Below are 16,995 nucleotides of genomic sequence, written 5' to 3'. Positions count from 1 at the left end.
CGCGGGCTCACCGTGCGGGCTGACGGCCGGTCAGAGTCCGTACCAGGGGCCGACCAGCGCGCCCGCCGCTCCGGCCAGCAGCAGACAGGCCACCACGGAGCGGCGGGCCGCCAGGAGCCAGGCCAGCGCCAGGGCGAGCACGGCGGTCTGCCAGCCGTACTCCAGCCCGAGGGCGAGCGGTACGGCCGAGCCGGCGATGGCGCCGACCACGGCCGGGCCGGCCCCGGTCAGGAAGGACTGCACCCGCCGGTCGGCCCGGAGCCGGTCGAAGCGGCTCGCGCCGCAGAGCACGAACAGGAAGGACGGGGCGAAGGCGACCGCCGCCGCCAGCAGCCCGCCGCCGATCCCGGCGGCCGCGTACCCGACCACGGCGACGGTCTGCACCACCGGGCCCGGGGTGATCTGACCGAGCGCCACCGCGTTCAGGAACTGACCGTCCGTCATCCAGCCGTACCGCTCCACCGCGTCGGCCCGCATCAGCGGGATGATCACGAAGCCGCCGCCGTAGGAGAGCGCGCCGACCTTGAACGCGACCCAGGCCAGCGCCCCGAGCCCGCCGGTGGCGGGCAGCGCCCCGAGCACCAGGGGCAGGGCCGGCCTCAGCTGCCGCTGCCGTACGGCGACTTCGGTCAGTCCGGCGGCCAGCAGCACCAGCACCAGCCACGGCCCGGTGAGCAGCGCGGCCAGCGCGCCGGCCGCCGCGTAGCCGACCCACCGGGCCCGGCCCGCCCGGTCCGCGCTCCCCGCTGCTCCGGCCGCGCCGCCCGCCCGGGCCCAGCTGCCCGGAGCCAGGCCGGCCGCGGCGTGCACCGCCACCGCCGGGACGGCGGACCCCGCACCGGCCGCCGCGCCCAGCACCCAGGCGGGCGGGTCGCCGGCCAGGAAGAGCACCGAGAGGGCCAGGATCAGCACCAGCCCGGGCACGATGAAGCAGGCCCCGCCGACCAGCGCCCCGGGCACGCCGCGCAGCCGCCAGGCGGTGAAGACCGCCAGTTGGGTGGAGGCCGGCCCGGGCAGCAGGTTGGTCGCCGCGATGCCGTCATCGAACTCCTCGGTGCTCAGCCAGCCGCGCCGCTCCACGCAGAGCCGCCGCAGCAGCAGGATGTGGGTCGGCGGCCCGCCGAAGCCGGTACAGCCGATCCGTCCCCACTCGACGGCGATGGTGCCCAACGACACCCGTTCCTGACGCTCCGGCACTTCTTCTCGTTCTCCCGGTCCGCACGGTTCGGGCGCACCCTAGCGCAGGCGGCCGACCGGCTGATGAACGGTCACGAACCGTTGCGGGGCGTCTCCGGCGGGAAGAGGAACCAGCATGTCGAACCACGAGCACGACCATCAGCACGGATCCGGCGGCCACTCCCACGCGGTCGCTGCGGACGCCGACCGGCGCTGGCTGCTGGCCGCCCTCGCGCTGATCGTGGTCTTCATGCTCGGCGAGGTGGTGGTCGGCTTCGCCGCCCGCTCGCTGGCGCTGATCTCGGACGCCGCGCACATGCTCACCGACGCGGTCTCCATCGCGCTCGCGCTGATCGCCATGGCCCTCGCCAAGCGGCCCGCCCGCGGCGGCTACACCTACGGGCTCAAGCGGGCCGAGATCCTCTCCGCCCAGGCCAACGGCATCACCCTGCTGCTGCTCTCCGCCTGGCTCGGCTACGAGGCGGTCGTCCGGCTGCTCGATCCGCCGGAGGTGACCGGCTCGCTGGTGCTGGTCACCGCGCTGGTCGGCATCGTGGTGAACGTCGGCGCCACCTGGTGCATGTCCAAGGCCAACCGCAGCTCGCTCAACGTCGAGGGCGCCTTCCAGCACGTGCTGAGCGACCTCTATGCCTTCATCGCCACCGCGGTGGCCGGCCTGGTCATCGTGACCACCGGCTTCACCCGGGCCGACCCGATCGCCTCGCTGGTCGTGGTGGCCCTGATGCTCAGGGCCGGGACCAGCCTGGTCCGGCAGTCGGGACGCATCTTCCTGGAGGCCGCTCCGGCCGGGATCGACCCGGACCAGGTGGCCGACCGGCTGATCGCCGGCTCCGAGGTCAAGGAGATCCACGACCTGCACATCTGGGAGATCACCTCCGGCGAACCGGCGCTCTCCGCCCACATCCTGGTCGCCCCCGGCGGCGACTGCCACGCCGTCCGCCGGGACCTCCAGCGCACCCTGCGGGAGGAGTACCGGATCACCCACACCACCCTCCAGGTCGACCACGTCGGCGAACAGCTCGGCCAGGACCTGCTCACCCTGGGGCGTGCCGCGGTCGAGGTCACCCGGGACGAGCACTGCGACGACGTCCACGGGCCCGTGCACCGGAAGGAGCCGCACGAGCACTGACCCCGAGGTTGTGACCCTCCATCAGCCCGTTGCGGCATGATCGGAGGCATGACCGCACCCAGGCTGATGCTGCTCGACTCGGCGAGCCTCTACTTCCGTGCCTACTTCGGCGTGCCGGAGTCCATCAAGTCGCCCGACGGGCAGCCGGTGAACGCCGTGCGCGGCCTGCTGGACTTCATCACCCGGCTCGTCCAGGACCACCGGCCCGACCAGCTGGTCGCCTGCATGGACGCCGACTGGCGCCCCGCCTGGCGGGTGGAGCTGATCCCCACCTACAAGACCCACCGGGTCGCCGAGGCCGCCGTCGACGGCGAGGAGGAGGTCCCCGACACCCTCGCCCCCCAGGTCCCGGTCATCGAGCAGGTCCTCGACGCCCTCGGCATCGCCCGCCTGGGCTCCCCCGGCTACGAGGCCGACGACGTCATCGGCACCCTCACCGCCCGGGCCGGCGGCCCCGTCCAGATCGTCACCGGCGACCGCGACCTCTTCCAACTGGTGGACGACGCCCGGCGGATCACCGTCCTCTACCCCGTCAAGGGCGTGGGCAACGCCCAGCTCATCGACGAGGCCGCCCTGCTGGAGAAGTACGGCGTCACCGGCGCCGAGTACGCCGACATGGCCGCCCTGCGCGGCGACCCGAGCGACGGCCTCCCCGGCGTCAAGGGCATCGGCGAGAAGACCGCCGCCCAGCTCATCCGCGAGTACGGCGACCTGGCCCGCATCCGCGCCGCCGCGGCCGACCCGCTCTCCAAGCTCACCCCCGCCCGCCGCAAGAACCTCCTGGAGGGCGCCCCCTACCTCGACGTCGCCCCCACCGTCGTCCGCGTCGCCACCGACGCCCCGCTCCCCTCCTTCGACCCCGCCCTCCCGAAGGAGCCGCTCGACCCGATGACCCTGGAGGCCCTGGCCTCCCGCTGGGGCCTGGGCACCTCCCTCACCCGCCTGGTGGATGCCCTTTCGCAGGACGGCTAGCGGACTTCGACGCGGACGGCTTGGCCGTGGGGCTGATCGCGGACTCGGGGTCGGCTGAGGTGTCGGGGCTCGCGGTCGGCGTCGGGCTCGGACTCGGACTCGGACTCGGGCTCGGAGTCGGGGTCGGGGTCGGCAGCGGTGTCGTCGGGGCCGGGGCCGGGCAACTCGGTGACGGCGGCTCGGGGTTGACGGTGGGTACGGAGACGGTCGGCGGCGCGGTCACCACCGGGAGCGGGGCCCCGCCGCCCCCGGCCGCCGGGGGGCCGGTGAGCATGCCCGCCAGCTGGAACGCACCGCCGCAGATCACCAGCCCTGCGGCCAGCACGGTCAGGGCGGCCGAGGCGCGCCGGCCCGGGGTACGTGGATCGACGGCCATCAGTCCACGTACTCCTGGGCGACCTGGATGTACTCGAAGCCCCTGACCTCGGTGGCGATCTGCATCTGGCCGGAGTTCGACGAGGCGATCAGGGAGTTGAGCAGGCCGGAGATCGCCCCGCTCAACGCGGACTCCGTGTCCGATCCGTCGGCGATGAACAGCGCCTTGGTCGCCACCTGCTCCAGCACGTCGCGCTGGGCGTCACCGAAGCCGTAGGCGATCACGTGCGGGTACCGCGGCCGGCTCCGGTCCACCAGCCGGCGGAAGGCGTCCCGCCAGAGCGCGTCGGTGGGGCCGCCGTCGGTCAGGAAGAACACCGTGGGACGCAGCACGCTGTGCCCCTGGGCCCGCAAGGTGTCGACGTCCTGTTCGATGGACTGCCGCAGCAGGTCGAAGGTCTTGCCGTAGTCCGTCCGGCCGCCGCAGATCACCTCGGGCATGCTCGGCACCTGCTCCATGTCCGACATCGGGATCACCACGTGGACGTCGGTGGAGAAGGCGACCACGCAGACCCGGGCGAACTCCGAGACCCGGGGATTCGTCGCCAGGTTGTAGTGCAGGCGCGAGAGGGTCGCGTTGAGCACGGGCTCGTGCGGCTTCATCGACGAGGACGCGTCGATCACCACGTAGGTGGGCAGGCAGAGTGACACAGTGCACCTCGGAGCTAGTGGTTGGAGGCGATGAGGAGGATCACGATCAGGGCCACGACGACGACCAGCACCCAGACCCTCCCGGTCTGCGAGCCCGCTTCGGGGTCGGGCTTGTCGTCGGGCGGCGACTCGGGCTGCTCGGCTGTCAGGGCTTCGGCGGCCGGAGCCGTGACCACTGCGGGCAGCACGGGCAGCGCGGGCAGCACCGGCAGCGGGCGGCGGGTCGGACGCGGGACGGCCCTGAGGTAGGGCCCGTCGTTCAGGGCCTGGTTCAGCTGGGCGGCCGAGGGACGGCGTTCGCGGTCGGCCGCGAGCAGCATGTCCAGCAGCACCTCGGCGGCGGCCTGCCGGTCCGGCCAGGCGGCCGTGGCGACGGTGTGCAGGGCGTCCACGTCGCGCTGGCCCGTCAGGCACTTGGCGACCAGCAGGCCGAGCCGGTAGCGGTCGGTGTACCGGTCCGCGTCGGTGCCCGGCGGGGTCAACGGGTCGGCCCAGTTGGGCTGGTGGAGGTCGGGCATCTTTCCCGGGTGGCAGCCGTCGACGTCGATCAGGTAGACGGAGCTGCGGTCCGGGCTCCAGAAGGCGTTGGAGAACGACCAGTCCGAGTAGACCAGGCCCAACCCCTCCAGGAGTGCCGCGAGTTCGGTGAGCCGGCGGCAGGCGTCCAGCCGGCCCCCGAAGCCCGGGGCCGGCAGGCCGACCCGCACGATCGACTCGTCGGGCTTCGCCAGCCAGTCGACCTCCACGTACCGGCGCTCGCCGAAGGTGCCGCGCCGCAGCTCGGCGCGGAAGTGCTCGGGCGCCACCGGGATCACGCAGCCCACGACCGGGTTCCCCGGCTGGTGGATCCGGGCGGCGGGCCAGCAGGTGCCGGCGTAGAGGGCCGCCCGGCCCGCCTCCGGCATGGTGTCCGGGGCCTGGATCAACCGGTCGATCCGCCCGGCGTCCTCGGGCGGGACGCCCGGCCGGTAGAGCTTGGCCAGCCAGCCCGGATGGTCCGTCAGGGGCCGTACCGCGACGGCCTGTCCGTTGTGCTCGGAGATCGGCTCGGCGAGCGGGCCGAGCCGGTCGAGGTCCACCGTCCGCGGCAACGGCCAGCCCCGGGGGTCCACCACCGGTCCACCGGGGGCGGGTTGACGGTCGGTCATGACCGGCCCCCGTTCCACACCACGACGGCGGTGCGGTCGTCGAGGCACTGCGGTGCGTCGAAGCCGACGTCGGCGGTGAACCGGGTGGCCGGGACGGGCGAGCGCCAGGCGCCCGCGAAGTACTCGTTGACGCTTCCCGCCCGGTCTCCCCAGGCGTCCCCGATCCCGTCCGTGACCAGCGCGAGGGCCGCACCGGGAGGCAGCACGACCCACTGGTCCGCGGCCAGCTGCGGGGTGTCGGGCAGCCGCCCGGCGACCTCGTTCGAGACCACCTCGGCCGCCCGGTCCTTGGCCTCGCCCGCGACGAACCGCCAGCGCGGTTCGGCCGGGTCGAGCGTCCAGGCCGAACTGTCCCCGAGCCACCCGATCCAGGCCCGCGCCACGCCGTTCTCATCCGGCTCGGTGACCACCGCGGTGATCAGCACGGTCGCCACCTGCGCGGTGCTGACGCCCCGTCCGGCCGCGTGCCCGGCGACCGCGTCCGCGATCCGGCCGTACAGCCGCGTGACGTCGATCCGGTCGAGCCCCCCGGCCTCGACCTCCTCGCGCAGCAGCGTGACGGCCTGGCTGGCGGCCGTGGTCGCCCCGGCGTCGGACCAGACGGCGCTGGACAGACCGTCGGCCACGGCCAGGATCGCGTACCGGCTGTCCCGGCTGCGCCCGATCCGGTAGGAGTCCTGGCGCGGACCGGCCGGGTGGCTGCAGCGGTGGCCCGGGCCGACGACGGAGGCCGCGCGGACGGCGAGCGGACCGACCGCGGCCTCGTCGGCGGCGATCCCGTTCTGCGCCGTGCGCTCCGGCAGCAGCCACGGGTAGCCCTGGGCCCGGGCGCCTTCGCCGAAACGGGGAACACGCGGATCGGCCGGCCGCTCGCGGAGCACCGGCCGGGACGGCCGGACGGGCAGTGGTTTCGGCGCCACCGGTACGGGGACGGGCGGAACCACGACGAGCGGGACGGCCGGTGGCGGCGGACTCGGCCGGACGCCCTGGTCGAGCCGGGCCCGCGGCCGGGCGGGCAGCACCACGGCCCCGGACCCGAGCGCCGCCGCCAGGCCGACCACGCCGGTGGCGGCGAGCGCCAGCGCGTCCACCAGGCGGCCGAAGTGCCGGTGCTCCATGCCGACCTCGAAGTAGGCCCCGATCACGACGGCCGCCATCACCACGCCCCGCACCCAGCCGTCCATCAGGCCGGTCCGCCGGTCCTCGTACCGGTTCACGGGCGCTCCCGGGATTCGCGCGGTTCGCGGGACTTCGGCCCGGTGGCGAAGTACTGGCTGCCGTGCTGCACCGCGAACACCTCGGCCGAGTCGCTGGCGGAGTTGACCTGGACCGCGACGTCCGGCTGCCGCGCGGTGCGCAGCCCCGCCAGGGCCACCACCTCCGGGGCGAACTCCGGGTGCTGTTCCAGCAGTTGGAACAGCACCTCGGTCCAGTAGCCCAGCTCGGCGGGGTCGACCGCTCCCCTCGCGGCGGTCGACCCCCGCTCCAGCGCGGCGGCCAGCTCCCGGCGGCGGCCGCGGCCGCCGGCCCGCTCCACCATGCCGCCGATCAGACGCCGCGCCTCCTGCCAGAGGTCGGTGCCCATCGCGGAGACCAGTGCGGTGGCGCCGCTCGCGGCCAGCACGGCGAGTTCCTCGGTCATCGGTGCGTCAACTCCCGTTGTTGTGGCGGATGTACTGGTCACCGCGGCCGACGGCGAACACCGTGCCGTTCCCGCTGGCCTGGATGAACTGCCCGGTGGTCCGGACCCCGGGCTCGGCGGGCGGCTCGGCCGGCGGCTCGCCCGCTCCGGCCTCGCCACGCGGCCCGACGGGGCTGCCCGGGTACCAGAGCCAGGCCGGAGCGGCGTACTCCTTGACCCGGACCTCGACCGCGGTGAAGGCGCCGCGCTCCAGCCCCTCGTGGCCCTGCCCGACCGTCTCCTCGTAGACGTGCTGCGAGAGGGCGGCGGCGACCGGAGTGCTCTCCGGGCCGGCCAGGGCCGCCTGCCGCAGCGGGCCCGAGTCGAGCAGCCGGGCGAGCGTCTCGAAGGGCGTGCCGGAGACGGTGCCGCCGGGGTCGAGCCGGATCTCGCCCGCGTGCGCGGAGGCCCGCACCCGCAGCTGGGAGCCTTGGGCGGCACGGCGGTTGTGCGCGTGGATCCGCCGGCTGAGCTCCGGCAGGACCGGGACGAGCAGCCTGGCCTTGAGCAGCCCGGCCGGGGCGACCAGCTGGCACCCGTCACCGGTGTCCACGTACACGAACTCGCGCGGATCCAGCTCCGCGGCACCGAGGGCACCGGACAGCGCGGACCGCAGCACCTCGCGGACCTCCTGCAGCCGCAGCTGCCCACGGCCCGCGGAGCCCGCGACGTCGCAGGCCAGCAGAGCTCGGTACTCGTACCTGGGGTTCACATTCCCTCCGCGACCACGAACGGGGCCGGCAGCTCGACGACCGTCTGCCGTCGGCGCCGGATTCCCGGCGCCGACAAGATGGTTGTGGAGACCGTAGAGGAGGGGTCCTCGGGTAGAACGGCTACTAATACGGCTTGTCCGGCTTCGGCCGGACGCTTGGGGAGGGGTGGCGCCGATGAACCACACACGGGTGCGCGGAGCCGGGACGTTCTGGCCACCGGTCGGGCTGCTCGGCCGGGTCGGTGAGGAGGACCGCCGGGTGCTGCTCGGGCTCGGCCACGGCGTGGTCTACCCACCCGGGCAGATCACCATCCGCGAGGCGGACACCTCGGACTTCGCACTGCTCCTGACCAGCGGCACGGTGAAGGTCACCGCGCACGCGCAGGACGGCCGGGAGGCACTGCTGGCCGTGCGGATGGCCGGGGACCTGATCGGGGAGCTCGCCGGGATCGACGGCCGGCCGCGGATCGGCACCGTGACCGCCTGCGGCCGGGTGACGGCCCGTTACATCCTGCGCTCCGAACTGGTGGACTGCACGAAGCAGCACCCCGCCATCGGGCTCGCGCTCAACGCGAGCGTGGTGGCCAAGCTGCGCACGGCGACCAGCCGGATCGTCGACTTCGCCGGCTGCGACGTCCTCGGGCGGCTGGCCAGGATCCTGCACCACCTGGCCGTCAGCTACGGGCGGCCGGGCCGGAACGAGGCCCAACTCCCGCTGTCCCAGCCGGAGATGGCCACCCTGGTCGGCGCCGCCGAATCGTCGATCCACAAGGCCCTGCGGGGCCTGCGGGAGTCGGGAGCGGTCCGGACGGGCTACCGGAGGATCACCATCCTCGATCTGGACCGCCTGGCCCGGATCGCCGCCGAGGCCGGCTCGCCGGGGAATTCACCGAACACGTAAAAGCACCGGGTCCGCGGGACGGCCCGGCGCCACCATGACCGGGTGCCGGGTCCGAGGACCGGGAGAGGACAGGGGAGAGCAGATGTCGGGGAACAGCGGTGCCCGGGGCGGCCACGGGAGCGTCAGGGTCGGCAACGTGTCGGGAACGGTGGTGGTCGGCAGCCACAACACCGTGAACCAGCTGACCTTCACCGTCGGGCAGGGCGCGAACGTCTCCGTGCACGCGGGGCCGGCCCCGAGGCCCGTCAAGCGGGCGGCGATCTCCCACCTCCCCCGCCCCGCCGCCGAACCGCTGACCGGCCGCGGCCCGGACCTCCAGGCGCTCCAACAGGCGCTGGCCAGGCACCAGTTGGTGCAGATCTGGGGCGACTCCGGGGTCGGCAAGAGCACGCTGCTGCGCCACCTCGCCCGCACCGCGCCGCCCGGGCCCGAGGGCGTGGCCTACATCGAGGCCGGCGGTCGGACCGCGGACGACCTCGCCCAGGCCATCTTCGACATCGGCTTCGACGCGCCGAACTACAAGCCCTCGCTGGAGGTGTTGAAGGAGCACCTGAAGACCCTGCGGCTGCGGATCTACCTGGACGACGCGGGGCTCGACGAGAAGGACCTGCGCCGGCTCTTCGACCTGGCCGGGCAGTCCTCGTTCGTCTTCACCGCGCAGCGGAGGTCCGCCACCGCCGACGTGCACGCGGTCCGGCTCGACGGGCTGACGGCTCCGGCGGCGGCGCACCTGGTGCAGACGGTACTGGCCCGCGTGCTGCGGCCGGACGAAACCCGGACCGTGCAGGCGCTGTGCGACGCCGTACGCGGCAACCCGCTCCGGCTGCGGCACATCGCGCTGTCCGCCTCGACCGGCGGGCGCCTTCCGGGCATCGCCGACCTCCCCGGGCTGCTCCCCGCACTGCTGAACCGGCTCCGGCCGGCGGAACGCGACCTGCTGCACCTGCTCGCCACGCTCACCGGCACCGAGCTGAGCACCCCTCAACTCGACGCCCTGCTCAGCCGGCCGGGCACCGACGCGCTCGCCGCCGGCCTGGTACGGCACGGCCTGCTGACCGCCTCGGAGACCGGCTACGGCTGCCCGTCCGACGTCGCCGAGAGCGTGCGGAAGAGCCGGATCACGGGCTTTCCCGCCGACCGGCTCTGCCGGGTGCTCACCGCCTGGACCGAGGCACCGGGGACCACCCCGGACGAGGTCGCGGCCAACTTCCGGGCCCTGGACCTCGCGGTGCTCCGGGCCGAGAGCGGCGGGCACGCCGCGCTCGGCGTGGCCCTGGCCCGGGCCGCCTCGCCCAAGCTCGCGCTGTCCCGGCAGTTCGACGCCTGGGGCAGCCTGCTCGGCACCGGCTGGGCCGCCGCCAGGAGCGCGGGCGACAGCGCCGGCGAGGCCTTCTTCCTGGAGCAGGCCCGCACCCGCCGCCGGGCGATCGGCCGCGCCGCACAGACCGCGGTCCTCGCGTTGGAAGCCGGCGTGCTCTGGCACGAACTCACCCTCCTGAAGGCCCATGCGACGGCCCATCAGGTCGCCAACGTGGCCCTGGCCGGCCCCGCGACACCGCTGCACGCACTGGCGCCGGTGCACAGCCACCTGCCGGCGGTCCTGCACACCCAGCCGGTGATCGACCTCTCCGGCGCCGGCCACTCCTCCGGCGCCCTCACCCACCTGCAGTCGGCCACGACGCCGCCACCGCAGATCGACTTCTCGCACGCCCACTCCGCTCTCGCCCCGCACTCCTCGGCCCACGGCGTCCACGGCGCCCACGCCGCACACGGCCACGCGGCACACACGACCGTCAGCGTGGCAGGGACCAAGAGCGGAATCTCCGGGATCGCCGTCGCCTGCGTGGTCGGCGGCGTCGCCGTCGCGGGCGTGGGCGTCGTGGCCTACGCCGAGGTGACCGCGAAGGACCCCGTGTGCGCGACCGCGTTCCAACAACTGGAGCGGGACATCGACCGGTACAACGCCGACGTGACCCTGTCGAAGTCCGCACAGGACAGGTCGACGCTGAACAAGGACGTCGAGGACCTCCGCGCCCTTGAGCTCACGTTGCGCGGCGCCGCCGCCAAGGCCGAGGACAGCGCGGTCGTATCGGACCTCAACGCCATGATCAGGTCCGTTCAACAGATCGAGAACCAGTACCGGGTGTACCTGAACGGCCCTGCGGACTCCTACTTCAACACCGAGAGCCAAGCCGATGCGGCCAACGCGGCCTACGACAAGCTGCAAGCCGACTGCGAATCCTGACCCCTATGAGAGGCCGGCCATGCCCACCGACCCCACGCCCGTCGAGATCCACACCGGAGACGTCTCCGGCACCTTCATCGTCGGCGACAACAACCACGTGACCAGCACGACGACGACACCCCCCGCGCACCAGCAGAACTCGGCGCAGGACCAGGCCGCCGTCTTCGCGGTCGAGCACGGCACCATGAACGTCACCTACAACGCCACCGCCGAGCCCGGCACCGCTCAGTCCTGACGGGTCAACAGGTCCAGGTCCTGGGTGCTCAGCGTCGCCGTCTTCAGGAGCTCCCTGACCAGGTTGACGCTGAGCGTCGAGCCGACCGGCTCGCCGACCTCGTCCCTCGTCAGCCCGCGCACGCCCCGCCGGTGCAGCCGCTCCCGCACGTCCTCGACCGTGTTGGCGACCGACTTGTGGCTCCAGGACTTGGTCGCGTAGGCGGAGGCGTTCACCAGCCGGGCGGTGTCCTCCCAGGTGAGCGGGAGGGGGAAGGCGTCGTGGCCCTCCAGGTAGCGGCGGGCCAGCGCGGTGAGCACCAGCCGTTCCTGCGGGGAGAGTTGGTGGACGGCCTCGGGGCCGACGGTCTCCGCGTTGCCGGTGGTGCGCGGGTGCCGGTCGTCGTCGGCCACCACGCGGACCTCCACCAGGTGGGAGCGCTGCTTGGACGAGTTGATCACCAGCGGGGTGTACCCGGGCTCGATGATCCGCTTGTGGCCGGTGAGCATCAGCACGCCGTCGGGCAGTTCGATCGGCAGGTTGCCGGTGTTGATCAGCCACCAGCCGCCACCCGTGCCGGTGCAGGCGAAGACGCCGTGCCGCCGGCTGACGGTCGGGTCGTCGACGCCGACCGGGACGTGCACGTCCTCGCGGTCGCGCCCGAACAGCAGCGTGTACCGGCGCGGCGGTACGGCGTACCCGCCCTCCGGGCCGAGCACGAAGATGGTCCCGGGTGGCGCCGAGGGCACCCGGCCGCCCGGACTGCCCGGCGGCAGCATCTGGGGTGGGAATTCTCCGTACGCCATCTCACATACCTCCGCCTCGGCTCGGGCCAGTGTAGGAACACACCCCGGGGACCGGTCCCCGCACGGCCGACTGGAACCGTCAACTCCGGTTGCACACGTATGACTTGATCGCTAATCTGCCCGCCATGAGCGCATTCGGCCGGGCACCCGCCGACGATGGATAGCGCGGTCGCCGAGCCACTCGGCCCGGACGACCCGCAGGAGATCGGCAGTTTCACCGTCATCGGCCTGCTCGGCACCGGCGGGATGGGCGAGGTCTACCTCGGGACCTCGGTCAGGGGCTACGCCGCCGTCAAGCGCGTCCGGCCCCGGCTGGTCACCGGCGAGCGCTTCGAACGCGAGGTCGGTCTCCTCTACCGGGTGCCGTTCGGCGTCGGGCCGAGGGTGCTGGCGAGCGACGGCACCGCGGAACGCCCCTGGTTCGCCACCGAGTACGTCCCCGGTCTCACGGTGGACGAGGCGGTCCGGCTGCACGGCCCGCTGCCCGCCGGGGCGCTGTGGCTGCTGCTGGCCGAGGCGGCCGCCCACCTGCGGTCCGTCCACGCGGCCGGGATCTCCCACCGCGACGTCAAGCCCGGCAACGTCATGCTGGTGCAGGACGGCGTGAAGCTGATCGACTTCGGCATCGCCCGCGCCGCGGACCAGGCCAGGCTCACCAGGAGCGGCGGCGGCTACGGCACCCAGGGATTCGCCGCCCCGGAGCAGCAGGCCGGGGCCGAGGACGTGGCGGCGCCCGCGGACGTCTACTCGCTCGCGGCGCTGCTGCTCTTCGCCGCCTCGGGCCGCACGCCGGGCGCCGTCCCCGACCTGGAACCGCTGCGCACGGTGGACGCCGAGCTCGCCGGGATCGTCGGGGCCTGTCTCGCCACCGACCCCGGGGCGCGCCCCGGCTCGGCGGAGCTCGCCGCGTCGGCCCGCGCCCACCTGCCGACCACTCCCCCGTCCTGGCCGGCTGACGTCCTGTCACTCATCGCCGTGCGACGGGACTTCGCCGCGACCCCGGTCGGCAAGCTGGAGACCGTCCCGCCACCGGACCTGGCCACGGACCCGGAGCCCGCGGCCCCGCCCACACCGCCGAAGCGAGCCGGCCGCCGGCGCGCCCGGGCGCTCCTCCTGTCGATCGCCGCCGTGGTCGCCCTCGGCGCCGTCGTGGCCTTCGTCCTAGGCCCGCCCGCAGCACTGCGGAACCACTTCGCCCAGCCGACCGGCACCGCACCGGTCACCACGCCGGTCACCGCTCCACCCGACCGGCCCTCCGCGAGCCCCTCCGCGAGCCCCTCGGCGTCCCCCAGCAGCAGCCCCACCCCGGCCGGCTCGGACCGGCCCTCCCCACCGGGCCCCGCACCGTCGCCCAGCGCCACCCCCAGGACCGCCTCGCCGCCCCCGACCGCTCCGTCGAGTCCGGCGAGCAAGGCACCCACCCCCGCCGTGACCCCCTCGGCTCCCCCACCCGCCGTCAGCCCCACGTCCTCCTCGATCAGCGGTGTCAACGGCAACGAGGACCCGGCACAGGTCAAGGGCTCCGAGGCGGACACCAGTTGGTTCGGCACCGCCGCCGCGTGTTCCGCCTGGCTGGACGACACCGGCTCCGGTGCCCTCGTCGGCATGCTGAACACCTCGCTGAACCAGTCCTGCGTCGCCGAGCTCAACCGCGGCGACGGCCTGCGGTTCACCTTCCGGGCGTCCTGGGGTGCCGAGCGGACGAGCGCCGTCCCGGTCGGCGGCAGCACGATGTGGATCTGCGTCTGGAACGCGCGGGACCGGTCCACCGAACAGTGCTCCCCCCGCTTCGGCATGGACGGCACCAGGCCCGTCCGCCGCTGAGAACGCGACGGCGCCCGTACCTGACGGACCATCGGTCAGGTACGGGCGCAGGGCGCTGACAGGGTGGGTCAGCCCACCGAGCTGTAGGCGATGATGCCGCGGCGGAGGCTGTCCACCGCCTTGCGGGCGGTGGTGCGGAGCTTGGTGTCGCTGCCCGCCGCGTCCTGGATCTGGCCGAGGACGTCGATGAGCTGCTTCGTCCAGCGGACGAAGTCGCCGGCCGGGAGGTCGGCGTCGCGCAGGACCTGGTCGAGGTTGTGGCCGAGGGACCAGCGGTAGGCGACCCAGGCGAAGCCGAGGTCGGGCTCGCGCTGGCCGACGCCCTCGGCGGTGTTGATCCGGTGCTGCTCCTCCAGGGCGTCGAGGTGGCCCCAGATCCGGATCATGCTGGCCAGGGCGTCCTTGCTGGCGCCCTCCGGGACCCGGGGGGCGGCGGCGTCGTCGGACTGCCGCGACTCGTAGACCAACGCCGAGGCGCAGGCGGCGAGTTCGGCCGGGGAGAGCTCGGCCCAGACGCCCTCGCGGATGCACTCGGAGGCGAGCAGGTCGAGCTCGCCGTAGAGGCGGCCGAGGCGCTTGCCGTCCTCGGTGACGGTGTCGCCCTCCAGGTAGCCGAGGTCGGTGAGCAGGCCGCAGACGCGGTCGAAGGTGCGGGCGATGGTGTGGGTGCGGGAGCGCATCTTGCGGTCCAGCACCTGGGTGTCGCGCTGGAGCCGGTGGTAGCGCTCGGACCAGCGGGCGTGGTCCTCGCGGTCGGAGCAGCCGTGGCACGGGTGCTGGCGCAGCTCGGTGCGCAGGCGGGTGATCTCCGGGTCGTCGGCCGCGGCGGCCCGGCCCTTGCGGAAGCGCTCGGGCTCCAGGTGGCCGGCCTTGGTGCGCAGCGCGGAGGCCAGGTCGCGCCGGGACTGCGGGCTGCGCGGGTTGAAGGACTTGGGGATCCGCAGCCGGTCGACGGCCGTCACCGGGTACGGGAAGTCGATCATCGCGAGCCGCTTGACCTGCCGCTCGGCGGTGAGCACCACCGGGCGGGGCCCGTCCTGGTAGTCGGGGTGACGCTGCGTCCGGGGCGAGCGGGAGACCGGCGGCAGGCCCGGGTCGAGGACCAGGGCGAGGCCGGCGAACTTGCCGGTGGGGACGTGGATGACGTCGCCGGGCTTGAGCGCCTCGATCGCCTCGATCGCGGAGGCCCGGCGCTGGCCGGTGCCCTCGCGGGCGAGGTCGTTCTCACGGTCCTTCAGCCGGCGCCGCAGGCCCATGTACTCCTCGAAGTCGCCGAGGTGACAGGTCATCGACTCGCGGTAGCCCGCCAACCCGTCCTCGTTCTTCTGGACCTGGCGGGCGATGCCGACCACCGCGCGGTCGGCCTGGAACTGCGCGAAGGAGGTCTCCAGCAGCTCCCGGGAGCGGTGCCGCCCGAACTGGCCGACCAGGTTGACGGCCATGTTGTAGGAGGGGCGGAAGGAGGAGCGCAGCGGGTAGGTGCGGGTGCCGGCCAGGCCGGCCAGCGCCTCCGGGTCGATGCCGCGCTGCCAGAGCACGACGGCGTGGCCCTCGATGTCGATGCCGCGGCGGCCGGCCCGGCCGGTCAGCTGGGTGTACTCGCCGGGGGTGATGTCGGCGTGCATCTCGCCGTTCCACTTGACCAGCTTCTCCAGGACCACGGAGCGGGCCGGCATGTTGATGCCCAGCGCCAGGGTCTCGGTCGCGAAGACGGCCTTGACCAGGCCCTTCACGAAGAGCTCCTCGACCACCTCCTTGAACCGGGGCAGCATCCCGGCGTGGTGGGCGGCGATGCCGCGCTCCAGCCCGTCCAGCCACTCGAAGTAGCCGAGCACGTGCAGGTCCTCGTCCGGGATGTCGGCGCACCGCTCCTGGACGATCTCGCGGACCACGGCCCGGTCGGCCTCGCGGTTGAGCCGCAGGCCGGAGGTGAGGCACTGCTGGACGGCGGCCTCGCAGCCGGCCCGGCTGAAGATGAAGGTGATCGCGGGCAGCAGGCCCTCGGCGTCCAGCCGCTCGATCACGTCGACCCGGCCCGGGGTCCAGACCCGGCTGGGGCGGCCGTTGGGCATCGAGCGGCCCCGGCCGCGGCCGAAGCGGTCGCCGCGCGGGTTGCGGTCGCCCTCGGAGCGGGCGAGGCGGACCAGCTCGGGGTTGACCGCCTTGGCCGGGTTGGTCAGCGAGCCCTTCGGGCGGCCGTCCCGGTCGGGGTCGGCGAACAGGTCGTACATGCGGTTTCCGGCCATCACGTGCTGCCAGAGCGGGACCGGGCGGTTCTCGGAGACGATCACCTTGGTGCCGCCGCGCACGGTGTCCAGCCAGTCGCCGAACTCCTCGGCGTTGGAGACGGTGGCGGAGAGCGAGGCCAGCACCACGGACTCGGGGAGGTGGATGATGACCTCCTCCCAGACCGCGCCGCGGAAGCGGTCGGCGAGGTAGTGCACCTCGTCCATCACCACGTAGCCGAGGCCGTCCAGCGCGGAGGAGCCCGCGTAGAGCATGTTGCGCAGCACCTCGGTGGTCATCACGACCACCGGGGCGTCGCCGTTGACGCTGTTGTCACCGGTCAGCAGGCCGACCTTGTCGGCGCCGTAGCGCTTGACCAGGTCGCCGAACTTCTGGTTGGAGAGCGCCTTGATCGGCGTGGTGTAGAAGCACTTGCGGCCGGACTGCAGGGCGAGGTGGACGGCGAACTCACCGACGATGGTCTTGCCGGAGCCGGTCGGCGCGGCGACCAGCACGCCCTCGCCGGCCTCCAGGGAGCGGCAGGCCTCCAGCTGGAACTCGTCCAGCTCGAAGTCGTAGAGCTGCCGGAAGCCGTGCAGGACGGTGGCCTGCTCCTTGGCCCGGCGGCGGAAGGCGGCGTACGCCTCGGCGGGGCCGAGCTCCTCGGTGTCCTGAGCGGCCGGGTTCTCGGGGCGCTCGGGCACGGCGCTGTTCATCGGCGTCACCTCTTCTTCCCGTGGGACTGCTGGATGCCGGGCCGGGGAAGGGCCGGGCGGGACGGGGGCGCAGACGGCGACGCCTGCGGCTGCGGGGCCCGCGGCGCCCGGGCCGGGACGGCCTGGGCTGTGGCGGGGGCACAGCGGGTGCGGTTGGTGTGGTGATCGTGCATCTCAGCCAGACATTACCCGCCGGGA

The 16,995-nt window shown here is 73.8% G+C and carries 14 protein-coding genes; 6 read left to right on the top strand and 8 right to left on the bottom strand.

Going from position 1 to position 16,995, the window contains the following annotated elements:
• Nucleotides 1-30 precede the first annotated feature (30 nt).
• Nucleotides 31-1,197, bottom strand: coding sequence for a chromate efflux transporter (gene chrA / locus ACZ6ZR_RS17015; RefSeq protein ID WP_465643016.1), 1,167 nt, complete (start codon nucleotides 1,195-1,197; stop codon nucleotides 31-33).
• Nucleotides 1,198-1,312: 115 nt separating this feature from the next.
• Between chrA and ACZ6ZR_RS17010 the strand changes: the two genes are divergently transcribed.
• Nucleotides 1,313-2,326 (top strand): cation diffusion facilitator family transporter, encoded by a 1,014-nt coding sequence (locus ACZ6ZR_RS17010; protein WP_465643014.1) that lies wholly within the window; start codon nucleotides 1,313-1,315, stop codon nucleotides 2,324-2,326.
• A 48-nt stretch (nucleotides 2,327-2,374) separates the two neighbouring features.
• A complete protein-coding gene (locus ACZ6ZR_RS17005) occupies nucleotides 2,375-3,298 on the top strand; it encodes a 5'-3' exonuclease (RefSeq protein ID WP_465643012.1) in 924 nt (307 codons plus the stop codon).
• Between the two features lie 375 nt (nucleotides 3,299-3,673).
• On the opposite strand, the gene ACZ6ZR_RS17000 is transcribed toward ACZ6ZR_RS17005, so the two are convergent.
• From ACZ6ZR_RS17000 to ACZ6ZR_RS16980, 5 genes are read right to left on the bottom strand one after another with little or no spacing between them, the layout of a single operon-like run.
• Nucleotides 3,674-4,324 (bottom strand): vWA domain-containing protein, encoded by a 651-nt coding sequence (locus ACZ6ZR_RS17000; protein ID WP_465643010.1) that lies wholly within the window; start codon nucleotides 4,322-4,324, stop codon nucleotides 3,674-3,676.
• A gap of 14 nt (nucleotides 4,325-4,338) precedes the next feature.
• Complete coding sequence (locus tag ACZ6ZR_RS16995; RefSeq protein ID WP_465643008.1) at nucleotides 4,339-5,472, bottom strand: hypothetical protein; 1,134 nt, start codon at nucleotides 5,470-5,472, stop codon at nucleotides 4,339-4,341.
• The gene (locus tag ACZ6ZR_RS16990; protein ID WP_465643006.1) at nucleotides 5,469-6,689 is read right to left on the bottom strand and encodes a protein phosphatase 2C domain-containing protein; all 1,221 of its coding nucleotides are present in this window, start codon (nucleotides 6,687-6,689) and stop codon (nucleotides 5,469-5,471) included. Before ACZ6ZR_RS16990 ends, ACZ6ZR_RS16995 begins: the two co-directional genes overlap by 4 nt.
• Nucleotides 6,686-7,114, bottom strand: coding sequence for a hypothetical protein (locus tag ACZ6ZR_RS16985; RefSeq protein WP_465643004.1), 429 nt, complete (start codon nucleotides 7,112-7,114; stop codon nucleotides 6,686-6,688). Before ACZ6ZR_RS16985 ends, ACZ6ZR_RS16990 begins: the two co-directional genes overlap by 4 nt.
• Nucleotides 7,115-7,121: 7 nt before the next feature.
• Nucleotides 7,122-7,865, bottom strand: a complete 744-nt coding sequence (locus ACZ6ZR_RS16980; protein ID WP_465643002.1) for a hypothetical protein — start codon at nucleotides 7,863-7,865, stop codon at nucleotides 7,122-7,124.
• A gap of 175 nt (nucleotides 7,866-8,040) precedes the next feature.
• Between ACZ6ZR_RS16980 and ACZ6ZR_RS16975 the strand changes: the two genes are divergently transcribed.
• The 3 genes from ACZ6ZR_RS16975 to ACZ6ZR_RS16965 all read left to right on the top strand — a co-directional run bounded on the left by ACZ6ZR_RS16975 (nucleotide 8,041) and on the right by ACZ6ZR_RS16965 (nucleotide 11,246).
• Nucleotides 8,041-8,766, top strand: a complete 726-nt coding sequence (locus ACZ6ZR_RS16975; RefSeq protein WP_465643000.1) for a Crp/Fnr family transcriptional regulator — start codon at nucleotides 8,041-8,043, stop codon at nucleotides 8,764-8,766.
• Between the two features lie 82 nt (nucleotides 8,767-8,848).
• A complete protein-coding gene (locus tag ACZ6ZR_RS16970; RefSeq protein WP_465642998.1) occupies nucleotides 8,849-11,011 on the top strand; it encodes an ATP-binding protein in 2,163 nt (720 codons plus the stop codon).
• A gap of 19 nt (nucleotides 11,012-11,030) precedes the next feature.
• Complete coding sequence (locus tag ACZ6ZR_RS16965) at nucleotides 11,031-11,246, top strand: hypothetical protein (protein WP_465642996.1); 216 nt, start codon at nucleotides 11,031-11,033, stop codon at nucleotides 11,244-11,246.
• On the opposite strand, the gene ACZ6ZR_RS16960 is transcribed toward ACZ6ZR_RS16965, so the two are convergent.
• Nucleotides 11,237-12,031: an FHA domain-containing protein gene (locus tag ACZ6ZR_RS16960; RefSeq protein ID WP_465642994.1), complete on the bottom strand. Its 795-nt coding sequence runs from the start codon at nucleotides 12,029-12,031 to the stop codon at nucleotides 11,237-11,239. The two genes, ACZ6ZR_RS16965 and ACZ6ZR_RS16960, sit on opposite strands and share 10 nt — an antisense overlap.
• 156 nt (nucleotides 12,032-12,187) lie before the next feature.
• Between ACZ6ZR_RS16960 and ACZ6ZR_RS16955 the strand changes: the two genes are divergently transcribed.
• A complete protein-coding gene (locus ACZ6ZR_RS16955) occupies nucleotides 12,188-13,855 on the top strand; it encodes a serine/threonine-protein kinase (RefSeq protein ID WP_465642992.1) in 1,668 nt (555 codons plus the stop codon).
• Between the two features lie 68 nt (nucleotides 13,856-13,923).
• On the opposite strand, the gene ACZ6ZR_RS16950 is transcribed toward ACZ6ZR_RS16955, so the two are convergent.
• Complete coding sequence (locus ACZ6ZR_RS16950; RefSeq protein ID WP_465642990.1) at nucleotides 13,924-16,797, bottom strand: DEAD/DEAH box helicase; 2,874 nt, start codon at nucleotides 16,795-16,797, stop codon at nucleotides 13,924-13,926.
• Between the last annotated feature and the right edge of the window lie 198 nt (nucleotides 16,798-16,995).

This window comes from Kitasatospora sp. NPDC088742 (genome assembly GCF_055584905.1).
Note: the sequence above shows the minus strand (reverse complement) of the source record. Positions and strands in the feature narration are given on the sequence as shown.

Excerpts from the sequence above, each read along its gene's own strand:
- ACZ6ZR_RS17010 (WP_465643014.1), top strand. The coding sequence starts at position 1,313 with ATGTCGAACCACGAGCACGACCATCAGCACGGATCCGGCGGCCACTCC.
- ACZ6ZR_RS17005 (WP_465643012.1), top strand. The coding sequence starts at position 2,375 with ATGACCGCACCCAGGCTGATGCTGCTCGACTCGGCGAGCCTCTACTTC.
- ACZ6ZR_RS16995 (WP_465643008.1), bottom strand. The coding sequence starts at position 5,472 with ATGACCGACCGTCAACCCGCCCCCGGTGGACCGGTGGTGGACCCCCGG.
- ACZ6ZR_RS16985 (WP_465643004.1), bottom strand. The coding sequence starts at position 7,114 with ATGACCGAGGAACTCGCCGTGCTGGCCGCGAGCGGCGCCACCGCACTG.
- ACZ6ZR_RS16975 (WP_465643000.1), top strand. The coding sequence starts at position 8,041 with ATGAACCACACACGGGTGCGCGGAGCCGGGACGTTCTGGCCACCGGTC.
- ACZ6ZR_RS16970 (WP_465642998.1), top strand. The coding sequence starts at position 8,849 with ATGTCGGGGAACAGCGGTGCCCGGGGCGGCCACGGGAGCGTCAGGGTC.
- ACZ6ZR_RS16965 (WP_465642996.1), top strand. The coding sequence starts at position 11,031 with ATGCCCACCGACCCCACGCCCGTCGAGATCCACACCGGAGACGTCTCC.
- ACZ6ZR_RS16960 (WP_465642994.1), bottom strand. The coding sequence starts at position 12,031 with ATGGCGTACGGAGAATTCCCACCCCAGATGCTGCCGCCGGGCAGTCCG.
- ACZ6ZR_RS16955 (WP_465642992.1), top strand. The coding sequence starts at position 12,188 with ATGGATAGCGCGGTCGCCGAGCCACTCGGCCCGGACGACCCGCAGGAG.
- ACZ6ZR_RS16950 (WP_465642990.1), bottom strand. The coding sequence starts at position 16,797 with ATGAACAGCGCCGTGCCCGAGCGCCCCGAGAACCCGGCCGCTCAGGAC.